Annotated in this window: 16 protein-coding genes; 9 read left to right on the top strand and 7 right to left on the bottom strand. The window is 72.6% G+C overall.

Annotated features, from left to right (window positions below; all coding sequences use genetic code 11):
* Positions 1-59: 59 nt before the first annotated feature.
* Complete coding sequence (locus tag CHC11_RS09165; protein ID WP_089311213.1) at positions 60-1001, top strand: threonine/serine dehydratase; 942 nt, start codon at positions 60-62, stop codon at positions 999-1001.
* A gap of 24 nt (positions 1002-1025) precedes the next feature.
* Here the strand turns inward: CHC11_RS09165 and CHC11_RS09160 are convergent, their stop codons facing one another.
* Positions 1026-2354 (bottom strand): serine hydrolase domain-containing protein, encoded by a 1329-nt coding sequence (locus CHC11_RS09160; RefSeq protein WP_143226984.1) that lies wholly within the window; start codon positions 2352-2354, stop codon positions 1026-1028.
* A 257-nt stretch (positions 2355-2611) separates the two neighbouring features.
* On the opposite strand from CHC11_RS09160, the gene CHC11_RS09155 reads away from it, so the two are divergent.
* Positions 2612-3052: an Hsp20/alpha crystallin family protein gene (locus CHC11_RS09155; protein ID WP_089311212.1), complete on the top strand. Its 441-nt coding sequence runs from the start codon at positions 2612-2614 to the stop codon at positions 3050-3052.
* Between the two features lie 115 nt (positions 3053-3167).
* Positions 3168-3488 (top strand): MerR family transcriptional regulator, encoded by a 321-nt coding sequence (locus CHC11_RS09150; protein ID WP_089311211.1) that lies wholly within the window; start codon positions 3168-3170, stop codon positions 3486-3488.
* 80 nt (positions 3489-3568) lie between these two features.
* On the opposite strand, the gene CHC11_RS09145 is transcribed toward CHC11_RS09150, so the two are convergent.
* Complete coding sequence (locus CHC11_RS09145) at positions 3569-4483, bottom strand: RNA polymerase sigma factor (protein WP_425427295.1); 915 nt, start codon at positions 4481-4483, stop codon at positions 3569-3571.
* A 183-nt stretch (positions 4484-4666) separates the two neighbouring features.
* Here CHC11_RS09145 and CHC11_RS09140 point away from each other — a divergent pair, with 183 nt between their 5' ends.
* Complete coding sequence (locus tag CHC11_RS09140; RefSeq protein ID WP_089311210.1) at positions 4667-5314, top strand: TetR/AcrR family transcriptional regulator; 648 nt, start codon at positions 4667-4669, stop codon at positions 5312-5314.
* Here the strand turns inward: CHC11_RS09140 and CHC11_RS09135 are convergent.
* From CHC11_RS09135 to CHC11_RS09125, 3 genes are all read right to left on the bottom strand, one after another.
* Entirely contained in the window at positions 5311-8691 is a 3381-nt protein-coding gene (locus CHC11_RS09135; RefSeq protein ID WP_089311209.1) for a pyruvate carboxylase, read from the bottom strand. The genes CHC11_RS09140 and CHC11_RS09135 overlap by 4 nt on opposite strands.
* A 300-nt stretch (positions 8692-8991) precedes the next feature.
* Positions 8992-9354, bottom strand: a complete 363-nt coding sequence (locus tag CHC11_RS09130) for a PadR family transcriptional regulator (protein ID WP_089311208.1) — start codon at positions 9352-9354, stop codon at positions 8992-8994.
* 589 nt (positions 9355-9943) lie between these two features.
* Entirely contained in the window at positions 9944-10579 is a 636-nt protein-coding gene (locus tag CHC11_RS09125; RefSeq protein WP_179278760.1) for a TetR/AcrR family transcriptional regulator, read from the bottom strand.
* Between the two features lie 157 nt (positions 10580-10736).
* Here CHC11_RS09125 and CHC11_RS42030 point away from each other — a divergent pair, with 157 nt between their 5' ends.
* Positions 10737-12578, top strand: a complete 1842-nt coding sequence (locus tag CHC11_RS42030; protein ID WP_245918986.1) for a serine/threonine protein kinase — start codon at positions 10737-10739, stop codon at positions 12576-12578.
* 101 nt (positions 12579-12679) lie between these two features.
* On the opposite strand, the gene CHC11_RS09115 is transcribed toward CHC11_RS42030, so the two are convergent.
* Together CHC11_RS09115 and CHC11_RS09110 are read right to left on the bottom strand one after the other, a co-directional pair.
* Positions 12680-12934, bottom strand: a complete 255-nt coding sequence (locus tag CHC11_RS09115) for a DUF397 domain-containing protein (protein WP_396085292.1) — start codon at positions 12932-12934, stop codon at positions 12680-12682.
* A complete protein-coding gene (locus CHC11_RS09110) occupies positions 12931-13752 on the bottom strand; it encodes a helix-turn-helix domain-containing protein (protein WP_089311618.1) in 822 nt (273 codons plus the stop codon). Before CHC11_RS09110 ends, CHC11_RS09115 begins: the two co-directional genes overlap by 4 nt.
* Before the next feature lie 271 nt (positions 13753-14023).
* On the opposite strand from CHC11_RS09110, the gene CHC11_RS09105 reads away from it, so the two are divergent.
* From CHC11_RS09105 to CHC11_RS09090, 4 genes are all read left to right on the top strand, one after another.
* The gene (locus CHC11_RS09105) at positions 14024-14641 is read left to right on the top strand and encodes an ATP-binding protein (protein WP_245918984.1); all 618 of its coding nucleotides are present in this window, start codon (positions 14024-14026) and stop codon (positions 14639-14641) included.
* A gap of 119 nt (positions 14642-14760) precedes the next feature.
* The gene (locus CHC11_RS09100) at positions 14761-15114 is read left to right on the top strand and encodes an STAS domain-containing protein (RefSeq protein ID WP_089311207.1); all 354 of its coding nucleotides are present in this window, start codon (positions 14761-14763) and stop codon (positions 15112-15114) included.
* A 203-nt stretch (positions 15115-15317) separates the two neighbouring features.
* A complete protein-coding gene (locus CHC11_RS09095) occupies positions 15318-16574 on the top strand; it encodes a M16 family metallopeptidase (RefSeq protein WP_089311206.1) in 1257 nt (418 codons plus the stop codon).
* On the top strand, positions 16571-17935 hold the full coding sequence (locus CHC11_RS09090) for a M16 family metallopeptidase (protein WP_089311205.1): 1365 nt from the start codon (positions 16571-16573) through the stop codon (positions 17933-17935). The genes CHC11_RS09095 and CHC11_RS09090 overlap by 4 nt, the downstream gene beginning before the upstream one ends.
* The last annotated feature ends 487 nt before the right edge of the window (positions 17936-18422 follow it).

Here is an 18422-nt window from a genome sequence, read left to right as displayed (position 1 = left end):
GGATCGGGTGTCATGTCCCAAACTGGCGTTGGGTGCTGATGGCTTCGGAGGGGAAACCGGTGATCGATCTTTCGGACGTCCAGGCCGCGGCGGGGCGTGTGGCGGGGCATGTCCGCCGCACGCCGATGATCGAGGTCGAGCCGGGGCCGCTCGCGCCCGCCGGGCGGATGTGGCTGAAACTCGAACTGACGCAGCACACGGGGTCGTTCAAGGCGCGCGGTGCGTTCAACCACATCCTGGCCGCGCGGGACGAGGGACGGCTTCCGGAGGCGGGAGTCGTCGCGGCGTCCGGCGGGAACGCGGGGCTGGCCTTCGCGTACGCGGCGGCGCGGTCGGGCGTCCCGGCCGAGGTGTACGTGCCGGAGACGGCGCCCGCGGTGAAGGTCGCGCGGTTGCGGGCCCTCGGCGCCGCGGTCGTGCAGGTCGGCACCCGGTACGCCGAGGCGCAGGACGCCGCGACCAAGCGAGCCGCCGACACCGGCGCGCTGTACTGCCACGCCTACGACCTGCCGGAGGTGTGCGCGGGCCAGGGCACGCTGGGTCTGGAGGTGCTGGAGCAGACCGGCGGCGAGGCCGACACCGTCCTGCTGGCGGTCGGCGGCGGAGGGCTGATGGCGGGCGTCGCCGCCGCACTCGAAGGGCGGGCGCGCGTCGTCGGCGTCGAGCCCGTGACGATCCCGACCCTCGAACGCGCCCTGCACGCCGGACGTCCGGTGGACGTGGAGGTGTCGGGGATCGCCGCCGACTCCCTCGGCGCCACCCGGGCCGGCGGCATCGCGTTCGCGGTCGCCTCCCGCACCGGAGTGCGTCCCGTCCTGGTCACCGACGAGGCCATCATCGAGGCCCGCCGGTTCGTGTGGGAGGAGTACCGCCTGGTCGTCGAGCACGGCACCGCCGCCGCCGTGGCCGCGCTCCGCGACGGCGCCTACCGTCCGTCCCCCGGTGAACGCGTCGTGGTCGTCCTGTGCGGCGCCAACACCGACCCGTCCGACCTGGCCTGACGCCCGCCCGCGGTCAGCCGCGTCTCATCCGGCGGCGCGGAGTGCCTGGAGCGGCAGCAACCGCACCTGCGCCGCGGGACGGGTCGCGCCGGTCGCGGGCCGGCTGCCGCACAGGGCCTCCACCACGTGCGCGCCCAGCGCGTTGTCGATCGGGTGCGGGACGGGCGCGCCGCTGGCGCTGAGCTGCTGGTACTTCATCAGGTTGAAGGCCAGCGAGATCTGCCGCTCGCCCCCGGCCGACGACAGGGACTGGGTCCCGGCGCCGAAGACCGCGCCGTCGTGGCCCCAGAACGTCCCGCACGGGAGGTCGAGGGAGTAGAGCCCGAGGCCGTAGTTCATGAGGACGTTGCCGTCCGCGTCCTTCACCGGGACGGTCCGCTGCATCTGCGCCAGGGCGTCCGTGCCGATGAGGTCGCCGGTGAGGAGCCTGCGGTAGAAGCGGTTGAGGTCGTCCATGGTGGAGACCAGGGCGCCCGCCGTCCAGGCCCAGCTCATGTCGAAGGCGCTGTAGTCGCGGGGCGGCGTCACATGCTGGTACAGCGACTCGTACATCCGCGGGTGCGGTCCCGCTATCCAGGGCGAGGACGGGAAGTAGGTGTGCTTCAGGCCGGCCTTCCGGATGACGTTCCGGGTGATGTACTTCTCCGCTTCGGTCCCGGTCACCTTCTCCAGGAGTTCTCCGGCGATGACGTAGTTGGTGTTGGAGTACGACCAGCGCTCGCCCGGCTCCCCCGTGCGCGGCGCCCCCAGCCCCCACGCGATGAGCTGCGCGGGCCGGACGGCGCGGAACCGGTGCTCGTCCAGACTGTCGGCCGACAGCTCCCGCAGCGAGGGGAACGCCGAAGCGACGTAGTCGCCGATGCCGCTGGTGTGGCCGAGCACCATCCGCACGGTCGTCTGCTCGCCGTAGCGTCCCGGAATGAGGCCGGGCAGGTAGCGGGCGACCGGGGCGTCGAGCTCGACGCGGCCCCGCTCGACCTGCTGGAGGATCGCGGTGGCGACGAACGACTTGGTGATGCTGCCGACCCGCTGGCGCATGCCCGGGGTGACCGGGCGCTCCGTGCGCACGTCCGCGGCACCGGCCGCGCCGTCCCACTCCGTGCTGCCGTCCCGGACCTCGGAGAACAGCCCGTACATGCCGGCGTCGTGCGTGGCGTCAAGGGTGGCCCGGAGCTTGGCGGGGTCGAACGGGGCGGTGGGCGGCAGCGCCGTGGCGATCGCGGACGGGCCCGCGTCCGGCCCGGCCGCCGTCGCCGCGGCCTGGGCCGTCGCCAACGTCAGGACGAGCGCCGCACCCGCGGCCGCGCCCCTGACCACGCCGCGTCCCGTCAGCCGTCCCAGCCCTCTGGCCATCGTCCCCGTCTCTCCGTGCCGACCGCGCTCCCGAAGGAGCCTCTTCTAGATCATCCACTCTCTCATCCCGGCGGCGGAAGCGGCCCCGGAGCCACCAGAACGGGGCGACGGCGACACGTGCGGGTGGGCGGTCACGGCGACCGGGGCTTGACACCGGCTTCCCAGTTTCCTATAACTGGAGTTACAGGTTTCCTCTTGTACGAGGAATAGGTAATCGGCGCGCAGCCAGGCGCCGAGGTCTTCGGAGGTGATGGTCCATGTTGCTGACGTCGATCGACCCGTTCGTGCAGGAGTTCGAGCGTCAGTTCGACCGGGCGGTCCGCCAGGCCGCCGGCCAGGGCGGCGGCGCCGGCATGCCGATGGACGGCATCCGCCGCGCCGACGACGTCGTCCTGCGGTTCGACCTGCCGGGGGCCGACCCCGGCTCCATCGAGGTCACCGTCGACCGGGGCGTGCTCTCGGTGACCGCGCGGCGCGAGGAGGAGTTCGGCGAGGACGAGCGCGCCTTCGTCCGGGAGCGCACGATGGGCTCCTTCACCCGCCGGGTCTACCTGTCGGAGCACCTGGACGCCGAGGCGGTCGAGGCCGCCTACGAGAACGGCGTCCTCGCCGTCCGCATCCCCGTGCTGGAGCGGGCGCGTCCGCGGAAGGTGGCCGTCCAGCAGTCCGGCGGCGGCCAGAAGGCGATCAGGAACTGACGCGCGGCGTCCGGGCGGCCCCGGCCGGCGCGGCCTTCGACGAGCCGCGCGGGCCGGGGCCGCCCACATCCGTCCGGCGGTTCGCCGGGCCCGCACCGGCGTCAAGGAGGCCCCCATGAACCTGCCGTTCGACGACGAGCACGCCGCGCTGTTCACGGTGGGGCAGGTGGCGCAGATGCTGGACGTCCAGCAGGCGTTCCTGCGCCGCATCGACGACCACCGGGTCGTCTCCCCCCAGCGCTCGACCGGCGGACAGCGCCGCTACAGCCGCCACGAGATCGGCCGCGTCCAGGAGGTCGTCTCGATGATGGACGAGGGCATGACACTGCCCGCGATCAAGCGCATCTTCGAGCTCCAGCACGAGGTGGCCGAGCTCACCCGGGAGCGCGACGAACTCGCCCGGCGGCTGGCCGGAGGCCCCGGCGCCGCGACCTGACGTCCCCGGATCAGGACACCGGGGGCGCTCGGCAGGCGCCGCGGGCCGCCGGCCGCCCCGGGCGCCGCTCGGCCGGCGGGTCAGCCGAGCAGGTCCGCGAGGGTCTCGCGGCGGGACGGGTGGCGCAGCTTGTGCATGCCCTTGGACTCGATCTGCCGGATGCGCTCGCGCGTCACCCCGTAGACCTTGCCGACCTCCTCCAGGGTCTTGGGCTCGCCGCCCGACAGCCCGAACCGCAGCGAGATGACGCCCGCCTCGCGCTCGGTGAGCGTCTCCAGGACGGCGTCGAGCCGCCCGCGCAGCATCGAGGTCGCCACGACGTCGGCGGGGTCGCCGCCGTCGGGGTCCTGGATGACGTCGCCGAGCTCGCCGTCGCCGTCCTCGCCGAGCGGGGTGTGCAGGGACAGCGGCTCGCGGGCCTGCCGCCGCAGCCACTCGACCTTCTCGGGCGTGACGTCGAGCTCGACGGCCAGCTCCCGCGAGTTCGGCTCGCGGCCGAGGTCCTGCATCATCCGCCGCCGGACACGCGTCATCCGGTTGAGCACCTCGACGACGTGCACGGGGATGCGGATGGTGCGGCTCTGGTCGGCCAGCGCGCGGCTGATCGCCTGTTTGATCCACCAGACGGCGTAGGTGGAGAACTTCAGGCCGCGGCGGTACTCGAACTTCTCCACGGCGCGGATCAGGCCGAGATTGCCCTCCTGCACGAGGTCGTTGAGCTGGAGGCCGTGGCCCATGTAGCGCTTGGCGAGCGACACGACGAGGCGCAGGTTCGCCTCGACCATGTGCTCTTTGGCGCGGGCACCGTCGGCGGCGATCCACTCCAGGTCCTGCTTGTCCTGGAGGCTCAGTTCGTCGCCCAGGGTCCTGAGGCGCTCTCGGGCGAACAGGCCGGCCTCGATGCGCTTGGCCAGGTCGACCTCCTGCTCGGCGGTGAGCAGCGCGGTGCGCCCGATGCGGGACAGGTAGTCCTTCATCGGGTCGACGAGGTTCACGGTGGAGCGGGGGGTTGCGCTCGGCGCGTGGCTGGCGTTCAGGGCTGTGTCCTTTGCTCGTCCGGCGGCCGGGAGGGAACGGTCACCCGATCTCGGTACCCGTCAGACTCGCGAACCAAACTTAGACCGGACCTAATTATGTATCAAGTACGAGCTTAGGTCGGCCCGTGAGAGGATGGCGGCATGGGACTGCGGGAGATGAAGAAGCAGCAGACGCGGCAGAGCATCTCGCACCAGGCGACCCGCCTGTTCCTGCGGCACGGCTTCGACCGGGTGACGATCGCCGACGTCGCCGCGGCGGCACAGGTGGCGAAGATGACGGTCACCAACTACTTCCCCAGGAAGGAGGACCTGGCGCTCGACCTGCACGAGGTGTTCGTGGCCCTCCTGGCGCGCACGGTCGCCGAGCGGGCGCCGGGCGAGTCCGCGCTGGCCGCGCTGCGGCGGGGCTTCCTGGAGGCCGTCCGGCGGCATGACGCCGTGATCGGCTTCTCCGGCCCCGACTTCGCCCGAATGATCACCGAGAGCCCCGCGCTGGTGGCGCGGCTCCGCGAGTTCCACGAGGAGCGGGAGGACGCCCTCGCCGCCGTCCTCGCCGAGGAGGCCGGCGCGGGCCCGGACGACGTCCTGCCCCGCCTCGTCGCCGCGCAGCTCGGCGGCGTCCACCGCGTCCTGTTCCGGGAGACCCTGCGGCGCACCGTGCGGGGCGAGACCCACGAAGAGATCGAGGCGGCCCTCGCGGAGTCCGCGAAGACCGCCTTCGACCTGCTCGAACCGTCCCTGGGCTCCTACGCGACGCGTCCGGCGCCCCGGGGTCAGAAGGTGTTCTAGGCGCCGTCCTGGATGACCAGGAGGAGGTCGCCGGCCTGGACGGGCGTCGCCTCCGGGACGGCCAGCCGGGCGACGGTGCCCGCGACCGGGGCCGTGATCGCGGCCTCCATCTTCATGGCCTCGATGGTGGCGACCACGTCCCCCGCGGCGACCTCGTCGCCCTTGGCCGCCCGCAGCGTCACCGAGCCGTCGAACGGGGCGGCGACGTGGCCGGGCTCGGCGGGATCGGCGCGCTCGACCGGCGGCGCGTCCGACTTGACGGACTTGTCGCGGACGGAGAGCGTGCGGAGCTGGCCGTTCACCGAGCAGATGACCTGCCGGACGCCCGCCTCGTCGACGTCGCCGACGGCCTCCAGCCCGGCCAGGACGCGGACGCCGGGTTCGAGGTCGAACGCCACCTCGTGCCCGGCGCGCAGCCCGTACAGGAACGGGCCGGTCGGCAGGACGGAGATGTCGCCGTAGGCGGCACGGGTCTCGCGGTAGTCCTTCGCCGGGCCCGGAAAGAGCAGGCGGTCGAGCGTGTCGCGGACCTCTGGACCGGCCAGCGCCTTCTCTTCGGCGCCGTCCAGTTCGGCCCGGGCGGGCGTGTACTGGCGTCCTGCCAGGGCCTTGGTGCGGAACGGCTCGGGCCAGCCGCCGGGCGGGTCGCCGAGTTCGCCGTTCAGGAACCCGATGACGCTGTCGGGGATGTCGTAGCGGTCCGGGTTCTCGGCGAAGTCGTCCGGGTCGGCGCCCGCCGCGACGAGGTGCAGGGCCAGGTCCCCCACGACCTTGCTGGACGGGGTGACCTTCACGAGCCGCCCGAGGATGGCGTCCGCGGCGGCGTAGAGGCGCTCGATCTCCTCGAAGCGGTCGCCGAGGCCGAGGGCGACGGCCTGCTGCCGCAGGTTGGACAGCTGCCCCCCGGGGATCTCGTGCCGGTAGACGCGTCCGGTCGGCGACGGGAGCCCCATCTCGAACGGCGCGTAGAGCTTCCGGACGGCCTCCCAGTACGGCTCCATCACGGTGAGCGCGTCCAGGTCGATCCCGGTGGCGTGCTCGGTGAAGTCGGTCGCGGCCACGATCGCCTGGAGCGGCGGCTGGCTCGTGGTGCCCGAGAGCGGCGCGGCAGCGCCGTCGACGGCGTCGACACCCGCTTCGATGGCGGCGATGTAGGTGCCGATCTGCCCGCCGGCCGTGTCGTGGGTGTGCAGGTGGACGGGCAGGTCGAACCGCTCACGGAGCGCCTTGACGAGGGTGCGCGCGGCGGGCGCCCGGAGCAGACCGGCCATGTCCTTGACGCAGAGGATGTGGACTCCCGCGGTGACGAGGTCCTCCGCCAGCCGCAGGTAGTAGTCGAGCGTGTAGAGCGTCTCGCCCGGGGAGGACAGGTCGCCGGTGTAGCAGAGCGTGCCCTCCACCAGCGCGTGGGTCTGGAGGGCCGCGTCGATGGCCGGACGCATGCGGTCCACGTCGTTCAGGGCGTCGAACACACGGAAGATGTCGACTCCCGTACTGGCCGCCTCCTTGACGAACGCCCGAGCCACCGAGTCGGGGTACGGCGTGTAGCCCACGGTGTTGCGGCCACGCAGAAGCATCTGGATGCACATGTTGGGCGCCGCCTCGCGGATCGCGGCCAGCCTGTCCCAGGGCGACTCGCCCAGGAACCGGAGCGCGACGTCGTACGTTGCCCCGCCCCACGCCTCGACGGAGAGAAGCTGCGGTGTCATCCGGGCGAGGTAGGGCGCGGCTGACAGCAGGTCATAGGTACGTACTCGCGTAGCGAGGAGCGACTGATGCGCGTCGCGGAACGTCGTGTCAGTCACGGCCAGGGCGTCCTGGTTCCGGAGTTGCTCGGCGAACGCGCGCGCGCCGAGCGCCAGGAGCCGGTCGCGCGACCCCTCGGGGAACGGCCTGTCGAGGTCGAGCGGCGGCAGCTTCGTCGCCGGGTCCAGGTCGGTGGGCGCCTCGCCGTGCGGCTTGTTGACCGTGACGTCCGCCAGATACCGGACGAGCCGCGTCGCGCGGTCGCCGCTGGAACGGGCCGTGAGCAGGTCGGGATGGTCCGCGATGTAGGAGGTGGTGACGCCGCCCGCGCGGAAGTCGGGCTCGTCCAGCAGCGCCTGCAGGAACGGGATGTTGGACGCGACGCCCCTGATGCGGAACTCGGCGACGGCCCGGCGCGCCCGCCGCACCGCGTCCTCGAACGTCCGGCCGCGGCACGTCAGCTTCACCAGCAGCGAGTCGAAGTGCGGCGACACGATCGCGCCGCCGTAGGCCGTGCCCGTGTCGAGCCGCACCCCGGCGCCGCCCGGGGACCGGTACGCCGAGATCTTCCCGGTGTCGGGCCGGAAGCCGTTCGCCGGGTCCTCGGTGGTGATGCGGCACTGCACGGCGAACCCGCTCACGCTGACCTCGTCCTGCGCGATGCCGAGCTCGGCGAGCGTCTCGCCGCCCGCGATGCGCAGCTGGCTCTGCACCAGGTCGACGCCCGTGACCTCCTCGGTCACGGTGTGCTCGACCTGGATGCGGGGGTTCATCTCGATGAAGACGTGCTCGCCGCGGTCGTCCACGAGGAACTCGACCGTCCCCGCGTTCTCGTAACCGATCTCCTGGGCGAACCGGACCGCGTCCTCGCAGAGCCGCCGGGTCGTCTCCGGGTCCAGCCCGGGCGCGGGCGCGATCTCGACGACCTTCTGGTGGCGGCGCTGCACCGAGCAGTCGCGCTCGCGCAGGTGGACGATGTGCCCGGCGCCGTCGGCGAGGACCTGCACCTCGATGTGGCGGGGACGGTCCACCGCCTGCTCCAGGAACACCGTGGGGTCGCCGAACGCGCTCTCGGCCTCGCGGCGCGCCGTGTCCACGGCGGCCTCCAGCTCCTCGCGGTGGTCGACGCGGCGCAGCCCGCGCCCGCCGCCGCCCGCCGCGGCCTTCACGAACAGCGGGAAGCCGACCTCGTCGGCCGCCTCCAGCTCCCGTCCCGGCTCGGGCGTCGTCGAGCGCAGCACCGGCAGGCCCGCGCGCCGCGCCGCCGCGACCGCCTCGATCTTGTTGCCCGCCAGGCTCAGCACCCGCGACGGCGGGCCGACGAACCTGATCCCGTTGCGCTCGCACGCCGCCGCCAGCTCGGGACTCTCCGACAGGAACCCGTAGCCCGGGTAGACGGCGTCGGCGCCGACCCGCAGCGCCGTCTCCACGATCCCGTCCACGTCCAGGTAGGCGCGGACCGGATGGCCGTGCTCCCCGATCTCGTACGCCTCGTCCGCCTTCTGCCGGTGCAGGGACAGGCGGTCCTCGTGCGCGTACACGGCGACGCTGGCGATGCCGAGTTCGTACGCCGCGCGGAAGGCGCGCACGGCGATCTCGCCACGGTTGGCGACGAGCAGCTTACTGATCACGTGTGTCTCCCAGGAGAGGTTCGGGGCGCGTCCGGCCGCGCCCGACGGCCTCCTGGGCTCCACGCTGAGCCGCTCATGGCGGGACGAACCCGCGGGCGAACCGGATCCTGGGATACCTACCCAGCTGAGCGGCTCGGACGGCCCCGCCCGCGGCCCAGAACAAAGGGACAGATGATGCGAGACGTGAAAAGGGAGGAAAGTTTCGCCCAAAAGTGGAGCGTGCGCCCCGGCAAGGGCTGGTCAGGAGCGCGCGGCGGCGGCGGTCGGGCCAGACGCGTGCCGCGACCAGGCCCAAGACGATCAAGCGGGGGTCCGTCCTCGTCCTGCTCCATCGGTGAGCATGGTGCGCACGGACTCGTCGAAGTCGAGCCACAGGCCGCTCTGCTCGGCGAGCGTCACGCGACCCACGTCGGTGAGGTGGTAGTAGCGGCGGCCGGGGCCGCGGTCGGCGGCGCGGAACTCAGCGGAGACCAGCCCCGCCTCTTCCAGGCGGTTGAGGACGGGATACAGGGTCCCGCCCTTGATCTGTCCTAGGCCCGCGTCGGCGAGCGTCTTGGCGATCTCGTAGCCGTAGCTCTCGCCCCCGGTCAGGCCGGCGAGGACCAGCAGGTCGAGGACGCCCTTGAGCCAGCTGGCGCGGCGGTCGGCGGGCACGGCGGTCATTCCCCGCGGCGCGCCGGCGGGCGGCCGGGGCGGGTCGCGGCGGCAGGTGTGATCATCACGGTCGGTCACCTCTGGCTGGTCGGTCCGGCGAGCTGAACCGTACGGCAACCTAGTCAGGAATGCGGTCTATATAGCCGACACGAGTCCAGCGCGCCGGGCCGGGTCTGGTCGTCGCCAAACGGAACGATCACTCGGAATAGCCGGAAGGATCTTGCGGTTGCAACCACCGTGCGAGATCCCGCCAGCCGGGTAGCACCCATGTCAGTGACCTATGGAGGTGAACCGTGCCGAGCAGCATCCCCCGCACCCGTTCCACCGGTGAGCGCAGACACGTCAGGACCACGTCGCTCCGCGCCCTCGCGGTCGCCGCGCGGTTGGAACGCAACCATGCCCCGGAGGGTCCACCGGGCAACGCGGAGGGCCGGGCGGAAACCCGCCGCCGACGGCGGACACCCGACCCGGCCTGACACTCCCCGCCCGGCCGCACCTCCGGTCAGGCATGAGGAAGCCCCCGCCTCGCGGGGGCTTTCGTGCTTACCGCGCCTTCCCGGGCCCCCGCCACGTCCGGCGGGGCGCGTGCCGTGCCGGACTAGGCGCGGGCCAGGTCGAAGAACTTGTGGACGGTGGCGCGGGTGCGTTCCCTGCCCACGCTCTCCACCATCGCGGTGAGGTGCTCCGCGCCGAGGACGGCCAGGAGCGCGTGCGCGGCGGCCTCGCCGTCCGGGACGGCGTCACCGCGCTGGTCGAGCAGGATCGTCAGGTGGCGGTGCCAGAAGCCGTAGGCGCCGATCCGGTACCGCGCCCCCGGCGAAGCGGTCTCGGACATGCGCACCAGCGACAGATGGTCGAGCGCGTAGTTCAGATAGGCGTCGGCGAAGGCGTGCAGCCGCTCCGACGGCGGCACGACAGCGCCGGCCTCCCCCGGGCCCAGAGGAGGCCGGCCGGACAGGATCGCATCCTGGAGTTCGCGTTCGCGTTCGTTCAGGAGCGCCACGGCGAGGCCCGCCTTGTCGCCGAACCGGCGGAAGAGCGTGCCCTTGCCGACGCCCGCCTCGGCGGCGACGGCGTCCATGGAGACCGCCTCCACTCCGTGCCGGGCGAAGAGCGCGGCGGCGGCGTCCAGCACCTTCGCGCGGTTGCGGGCGGCGTCGGCGCGCTCCTTGGGCGGCGGGGTCCGCATCAACTCCAGATCGACGCGCCTCGTACCGGCCGGGCGACGGTCCATGATCGTCTCCTCCCCTGGGATACAAACGGACTATAGTCCTATTAGATGACCGCGGCCACCACCACCTGATCACCCGCTTTGCCGAGCGCATAACATCGTTGGCCATAGTCTTGCGGAGCGGTCCAGTGACGAGGCGGAACGACGGGGAGCGAGTGGTGTGACGGACAGGACGATGCCGGATGCCCATCCGCTGAAGTCGGGGGACCCGGATGAGCTCGGCGGATACGAGATCCTGGGCCGCCTCGGCGAGGGCGGGCAGGGTGCGGTCTTCCTGGGACGTCCGCGGGGCGGGCCCGGAGCCGTCCGCGCCGACGAGCACGTCGCGATCAAGCTGCTGCACGGCAGGCTCGCGGGGGACGCGTCCGCCCGCGCCCGGTTCGTCCGCGAGCTGGAGGTCGCCAAGCGCGTCGCGCGCTTCTGCACCGCGCAGGTCCTGGACGCCGACGTGGCGGGCGACCAGCCCTACATCGTCAGCGAGTACGTGCCCGGCCTGTCGCTGTTCCACGTCGTGCGGACGGAAGGCCCGCGGAGGGGCGGCGCCCTGGAGCGGCTCGCGGTGGGCACCCTCACCGCGCTCACGGCCATCCACCAGGCCGGGATCGTGCACCGCGACTTCAAACCGCGCAACGTCATGATGGGACCGGACGGCCCGCGCGTCATCGACTTCGGCGTGGCGCGCGCGCTGGGCGCCGCCGGTGAGACGCAGAACGTCGGCACCCCCGCCTACATGGCTCCGGAGCACTTCACCGGCGACCGGGTCGGTCCGGCCGCCGACATGTTCGCCTGGGGCACCACCATGACGTTCGCCGCCACGGGACGTCCCGCGTTCGGCAACGACGAGATGGCCACGGTCATGCAGCGGATCCTGACGGGCGAGCCCGAGCTGGGCGACCTGCCGAGTCCGATGCGCGAACTCGTCCTCGCGTGCCTGGCCAAGGAGTCCGCGCAGCGCCCGACCGCCCGCGAGGCCCAGGAACGGCTGGTCGGCGCTGCCAGCGGCGCGTCCTCGGCCGTCTCCTCCGTTCCGGCCCTGCCGGCCCTGCCGGCCCTCCCGGGGCTTCCCGCCGAGATCCCCGCTCCCTCGCAGGCGTCCGCGCCGCCCGGTTCGACGGACCCGTACGCCGCACCGCCCGCCATGCCCGGCCCGGTGCCGCCTCCCGAACACGCCACGGACCCCTCCGGCGTCCGGCAGGGGACGGCTCCGCAGCCGCGTCCGTTCGCCGAGGGCGCGCCGCCTCCGGACGGCCACGGCCACGGCGCGCCCGGAATGCCGCCACCGCCCCCTCCGGGGCCGTCCAGCGACCACGGGTCGGACGGCAGGGGGCGCGGACGCCTCGCCATACCGGTGGCGGCGGCCCTGGCGGTGGCGCTGGTCATCGCGGGCGGCGCCGCGTGGGCCGCGACAAGGCCGAGCGGCGACAAGGGCAAGTCCGTCTCGGCGTCCGACGAGAACCAGGGCGCGGGCGGCGGCTCCGGCTCCGCGAACGGCGCGGCCGGCGGCACCCAGAGCCCGACGAAGACCAAACCGGGGCAGCCGAAGCCTGGAAAGAGCGGGAGCCCCGCGAACCCCGGTGCGTCCCCGAAACCGGGTTCACCGCAGCAGCCCGGCGGATCGACCCCTACGCGGGGCACAGGCGGGGGCGGGGGCAGTTCGACGCCGCCGAAGGAACCGCCCAACAAGTACACGCCGCAGTCCGCGTGCAACAGCGGCGGCAAGGGAAGCGGGTACTACGTGCTGCGCTCCATGGGCGTGTCCGGCGGCGTCGCCTACCTGCTCTACAGCAACTCGACCAAGTACAACTGCGCCGTCACCATCAAGTCGAAGCACGTCGGCACGAAGTCGCCGGTCTCCGCCTGGATCCAGAAGAAGGGCGGAGGCGCCATCAGCGACGGCGGCTCGTTCGCCTGGTACGCGGGGCCGGTGTACGTTAACGCGCCTGGCGCGTGCGTCCGCTTCGGCGGAAACGGCGGTACCGCCCCCTACGGCAACTGCGGCTGACGCACAGAACAAGGCCACCCTCGCGCCTGGGGTGGCCTGTTTCTCGTGCGGACGGTCGGGTCGACGTTCGGTGCACCGGTGCCGACCCGGCCGCTGCTGGATCAGTTACGGGAGGCGATGAGATGGTCGAAGTCGCCGTCCTTGGCTCCAAGGATGAGCGCTTCTATCTCGGGGCGGGTGTAGATGAGGGCCGGGCCCTCGGGATGGCGGGAGTTGCGCATCGCCACCTGCCCACCGGGCAGTTCGGCGATTTCCACACAGTTCCCCTGGGAGTTGCTTCGCCGGGACTTCAGCCATCGTGCTCCGAGGAGCTCGGCGGCCGGCATCCCGTTGTCGTAATCGGTCTGGAGCATCATGTCTCTCTGAGAAGATCACCGAGAAGCTCGACGGTGCGCTCCGGGGTCGCACTGTCGACACACAGGCGTTCCATCGCCTGGAGGTAGGTGTCGACGTCGTCGCGCTTGTCCAGGTACATCGCGCCGGTGAGGTTCTCGACGTAAACCACGTCCGGCAGATCCTGCTCGGGAAAGCGCAGGATCGTGAAGGCTCCCCCCTCGGCCGCGTGGCCTCCGAACCTGAACGGCATGATCTGGATGGTGACGTTGGGCAGCTTCGACATCTCGATGAGGTGCTCGAACTGGCCCCGCATCACCTCCGGTCCGCCGATGGGGCGCCGCAGCGCCCCCTCGTCCACCACGGCCCACAGGCGCGGGGCTTCCGGGCCCGTGAGGCGTTCCTGACGCTGCATGCGCAGCTCCACGCGCTGGTCGATCTCGTGTTCGGCGGCCCCGGCGTTGCCCAGGCGAATCACCGCGCGCGCGTACCCCTCCGACTGCAGCAGTCCCGGGACGAACTGCAGTTCATACGTGCGGATCAACGCCGCCGACTCCTCCAGACCCACATAGGTCTGGAACCAGCCGGGCAACACGTCGTTGTACCGGTGCCACCAACCGGGGGTGTTGGCCTCCCGCGCAAGCTGTAGCAGCGCCTCGCGTTCCGTCTTGTCGCCGACGCCGTACAACGTGAGCAGGTCGTCCACGTCTCGTTCTTTGAAGCTGACCCTGCCGAGCTCAAGACGGCTGATCTTCGACTCCGACGCGCGGATGACGTAGCCGGCGTCCTGACGGGTCACGCCCTTCTGCTCACGCAGACGGCGAAGCTGCGACCCGAGCAGGATCCGACGGACCGTCGACCCGCTTCCCGGCGTCTCTGGAGTCACGCCCAACCTCCCGGCTATTCGGCGGACAGCGAACCTAGTGTGCCACTGGCCTCAGCGTCCTGCGGTTACCTCCGATCTCCCGCGTGCGATCCGCGTCGCCCCACACCCTCGCGACGCGGATGCACGTGCATTGGGCCTTGCATTCGCACGCTACGATGCGCAGGATAACGCACGAGACTTCCGAGCCACGGCTGCACAACGAGATCACTCTGCGGGGTCCGGTGGAATGACGTCACGCCACGCGCACGACGACACGCGTTGGGAGCTCGGCCCTCTCGCGGGGCCGGTCGACCCACGGGCCCAGGCTGGGCGCTCGACGCCCGTCCCGGAGGCGTTCGACCTGCCTCCGCGCCTGGACAAGGCCGTCACGGCGCTGACGGAACTACGGGGATCCGCGGTCTCGTTCACCGTCGAGCCCGATCCGGAATCGGTCACCGAGGCCCGGCACTTCGCGATCTCCCGGCTGATCGAGTGGAGCCTGGCCGAGCTCGCCGACGACGTCGGGCTCGTCGTCTCCGAACTCGTCACGAACGCGCTGCGACACAGCGGGAAGACGGCCGGCGGGCGGCCGGGTCACGACGTGCACCGCGAGGGCGTGTACGGCGACCCGGCCGACCCGCTCGGCTCCGCGCCGTCGGCCATCCGGCTGCGCCTCGGGCACGAGGGACCGTGGCTGCTCTGCGGGATCATGGACGCGAGCCGGACGGCGCCCCGCCGGAAGGAACCCGACTACATCGCCGAGACCGGGCGCGGCCTGCATCTCGTCGAGTCGTTCAGCGTCCGGTGGGGATGGCGCGCCCTCGCGCACGGGAAGGTCGTCTGGGCCCTCTTCCGGACCCCCTGACGGACGCGACCGGATCCACGGGCGTAACAGCGCGCGACCGGGGTAACAATTGAGTTCCCCCGACGAGGCCCTAGAACTCCTCCAGGGTTGGACGAGTCGAGGGGTGGAGAGGAGCACCGGTGGACTTCGCCGTCGAGCATCGCGTTGAGAAGGGCCTCACGGTCGTCAAGATCAGCGGTGAGATCGACGTCTTCACCAGCCCCCGCCTGCGCGAGGCCCTGCTCGAGATCATCGACAACGGCGGCGCGCACCTGGTCATCGACCTCGGCGAGGTGACGTTCTTGGACTCCACGGGCCTCGGCGTGCTCGTCGGGATCTACCACCGGCTGCGGGCGCGGGACGGGTCGATGTCGTTCATGGGCGTCAACGACCGGGTGCGGCGCGTCTTCCACGTCACCCAGCTCACCAAGATCTTCGTCCTGCACCGGTCGCTGGAGGACGCGATCGCGGCGCACGAGTCCGCGGCGTCCTGACGCCCGCGCTCCCGGATCCGCCCCCGCCTCCCCCCCTCGCCCGCCCTCGCACCTTTTTCTCGGTGCGAGTTATCCACAGTTTCCGTCGGCGCTCCCCCCGCCGGGCGCACCCGGTACGGTGAGACCGAGATCAAGCCCGCCGCCTGGGACGCCTCCCGACGCGCGCGGTGCTGTCCGGCCCATCGAACGGACGGGAGCGCTCCGTGGCAGAACAGCCGCTGCATGAGCACACGCTCGGCAATGGCCTGCGCGTGGTGGTCTGCGAAGACCACGTCGTACCACTGGCCGCCGTGAACATCTGGTACGGGGTGGGTTCGCGGCACGAGCGGGCCGGCCGCACCGGCCTCGCACACCTCTTCGAGCACCTGATGTTCCAGGGCTCGAAGAACGTCGCCGAGGGCGAGCACGCCGCACTGCTGGAGAGCGCCGGCGCCGCGTTCAACGCCAGCACGTCGTTCGAGCGCACGAACTACTACGAGACGGTGCCGGTCAGCCACCTGGAGCTCGCGCTCTGGCTGGAGGCCGACCGGATGGGCACGCTCCCCGCCGCGCTGACCCAGGCCAACCTCGACAACCAGCGCGACGTGGTGAAGAACGAGCGGCGCCAGCGCTACGACAACCAGCCCTACGGGACGGCCTTCGAGCGCCTGTGCGCGCTGATGTTCCCGGAGGGCCACCCCTACGCGCACACCCCGATCGGCTCCATGGAAGACCTGGACGCCACCACCCTCGACGACTGCACCGACTTCTTCGGCACCTGGTACGCGCCGGGCAACGCCGTGCTGTCCGTCGTGGGCGACGTCGACCCGGAGAAGACCCTGGAGGCGGTCGAGCGCTACTTCGGCGGCCTGCCGCCCGGCCCGGACCAGCCCGGCGCGCGTCCCGGCGGGCTCGGGCCGCTGACCGGCGTCCGCGGCGAGACGCTCGACGAGGAGGTCCCCTCCCCCGCCTACTTCGCGATGTTCCCGCTCCCCACCGACGGCGGCGACGACATCGAGGCCGCCGAACTCGCGGTCGAGATCCTCGGCGGCGGCTCCGGCTCCCGCCTCTACGACCGGATGGTGCGGCGCGACCAGATCGCCACGGAGGTGTGGGCCGGGGTCACGCGGCTCGCGTCCGGGCCTTCCCTGGCGATCGTGGACGCCGTCGGCCCGGAGCCCGAGAAGATCGCGGCCGTGCTGGACGAGGAGCTCGGGCGGTTCGCCGCGCACGGCCCGGACGCCGACGAGACCGCCCGCGCCACCGCCCAGGCCGAGCGCGGCTTCCTGGAGCAGACCGAGACGGTGACGGGGCTCGCCAACGCGCTGTCGCAGAACGCGACGCAGTTCGGCGACCCCGCCCGGGTCTTCACCGCCCCCGGCCGCGCCGCCGCGGTCACCGGTGACGCGATCAAGGAGATGGCGGGCCGCTGGCTGGCCCCGGGCGCCCGCACCGCCCTGACCTACGGAGGCACCTCGTGAGCAGCGGCCTTGCACTGCAGCCCCGTCCCGTCCCCGGGCCCGTCCCGGCCTGGGCGTTCCCGGCCGGCACCGCGGGCCGCGTCCCGGCCGGCCCCGCGACGCTGCGCTGCGACCTGCCCGGCCGCCGGCTCGCCGCCGTCCGCCTCGTGCTGCACGCGGGAGCGGGCCGCGAGCCGTCCGGCCTCGACGGCGTCGCGACGCTGGTCTCCCGCGCCCTGCTGGAGGGCACCGAGCCCGGCGGCGGCACCGCGCTGACCGCCGCGTTCGAGCGGCTCGGCGCCAGCCTCTACGCGCACGCCGACCTGACCGCCCTGCGCATCGCGCTGGACGTCCCGACCACGCGGCTCGGCGCCGCCCTGGACCTGTTCTCCTCGGTGGTGCGCCGCCCGGCCCTCGACGACGCCGACGTGCGGCGCCTCGTCCGCGAGCGCCTGGAGGAGATCGCCCAGGAGGACGCCGACCCCGGCACGCGCGCCATGCGCGAGCTGCGCGCCGTCCTCTTCCCGGAGCAGGCCCGTGCCTCCCGTCCGACGGGCGGCTCCCCCGGTTCGGTCGGCGCGCTGCAGGGCTCGCACGTCCGCGACTTCTACGGTTCCGTGGTCCCCGCCGAGGCGACCGCGGTCGTCGCGGGCGACCTGGCCGGTACCGACGCCGAGGGCGCTCTCAGCGCCGCCCTGGAAGGCTGGGCGGGCTCGGCCGCCCCGCTTCCGACCGCCGACCGGATCATGCCCGAGTCCGCCGCCCGCATCGTCGTGGTCGACCGCCCCGGCTCCGTGCAGACCTACCTCAGCTTCGGCCACGGCGTGCCCGACCGCTCCCACCACGACTGGCCGTCCCTGATGGTCGCGTCGCACGTCCTGGGCGGCGGCCTCACGTCCCGTCTCAACGCCGTCCTGCGCGAGGAGAAGGGCTACACCTACGGCATGCGCGCCGGGCTGCTCCGCATGCGGCACTGCGGCCTGTTCATCGCCCAGGGCGCCGTCCACACCGAGGTCACCGCCGACGCGGTCGCCGACGCCCTCACCGAACTGCGCGGCATCGTGTCCCGCGGCATCGACGCCGAGGAGCACGGCTCGTCCGTCCGCGCCCTGGCCGACCGCGCCCCGGCCGAGTACGAGACCGCCCGCGCCGTGGCCGCCGAGCTGGCCGACGTGTCCGCCAACGGCCTGGGCGCCGACTACCCGAGCGCCTACCTGGCCGCGGTCCGCGCCTCCACCCCCGACGGCGTGGCCCGCGCCTACCGCAAGCACATCGACCCCGAAGCCCTCACCGTCATCGCCGTGGGCGACGCCGCCCAGATCCGCGAGCCCCTCGAAAAGCTCGGCTACGCCCCCGTAACCGTCACCACAAAGGAGAACTGACCCCGCCCCCTGGCCGACCGCGCGGGGCCGCGACAGACGTGGAACGGCCACCGCGCGGGGCTGTGACGGCGTGGAAAGGCCACCGCGCGAGGCCGCGACAGATCTGGAACGGCCACCGCGCGAGGCCGCACCAGACGTGGAACGGCGATCGCGTGGGCTGTGACAGACGTGGAACGGCGATCGCGTGGCCGTGAGGGGCATGGAGGCGTATCCGCGAGTCCGAGGCAGGGCCCGCGCGCGAGGCCGTCCTACGCCCTGAGCGCCCCGTACCGCGCCATGCGCGACAGGGCGGCGGCGCAGCGACTCTCCACCGTCCCGCGCCGTCCTCTGCGTCGAGACGCCCGGCCGGGGTTCAGGGCAGCCCAACGAGCCGTCCGGCGCATCTCGTCGGGGTGATGGCGCACGTCGGCGGACGACGGGTGCACGCCGCGCGCGGGACGAGCAGTCGGCAGACGCACCCGTCGGATATCGGGGGGATTGGGCCGGG

Origin of the sequence: Actinomadura mexicana (assembly GCF_900188105.1) — a bacterium.
Classification (GTDB): domain Bacteria; phylum Actinomycetota; class Actinomycetes; order Streptosporangiales; family Streptosporangiaceae; genus Spirillospora; species Spirillospora mexicana.
Note: the sequence above shows the minus strand (reverse complement) of the source record. Positions and strands in the feature narration are given on the sequence as shown.

What these genes read in the sequence shown, in the direction of transcription:
- CHC11_RS09160 (WP_143226984.1), bottom strand. Translation starts at nt 2,354, where the DNA reads ATGGCCAGAGGGCTGGGACGGCTGACGGGACGCGGCGTGGTCAGGGGC.
- CHC11_RS09155 (WP_089311212.1), top strand. Translation starts at nt 2,612, where the DNA reads ATGTTGCTGACGTCGATCGACCCGTTCGTGCAGGAGTTCGAGCGTCAG.
- CHC11_RS09150 (WP_089311211.1), top strand. Translation starts at nt 3,168, where the DNA reads ATGAACCTGCCGTTCGACGACGAGCACGCCGCGCTGTTCACGGTGGGG.
- CHC11_RS09140 (WP_089311210.1), top strand. Translation starts at nt 4,667, where the DNA reads ATGGGACTGCGGGAGATGAAGAAGCAGCAGACGCGGCAGAGCATCTCG.
- CHC11_RS09130 (WP_089311208.1), bottom strand. Translation starts at nt 9,354, where the DNA reads ATGACCGCCGTGCCCGCCGACCGCCGCGCCAGCTGGCTCAAGGGCGTC.
- CHC11_RS09125 (WP_179278760.1), bottom strand. Translation starts at nt 10,579, where the DNA reads ATGGACCGTCGCCCGGCCGGTACGAGGCGCGTCGATCTGGAGTTGATG.
- CHC11_RS09115 (WP_396085292.1), bottom strand. Translation starts at nt 12,934, where the DNA reads ATGATGCTCCAGACCGATTACGACAACGGGATGCCGGCCGCCGAGCTC.
- CHC11_RS09105 (WP_245918984.1), top strand. Translation starts at nt 14,024, where the DNA reads ATGACGTCACGCCACGCGCACGACGACACGCGTTGGGAGCTCGGCCCT.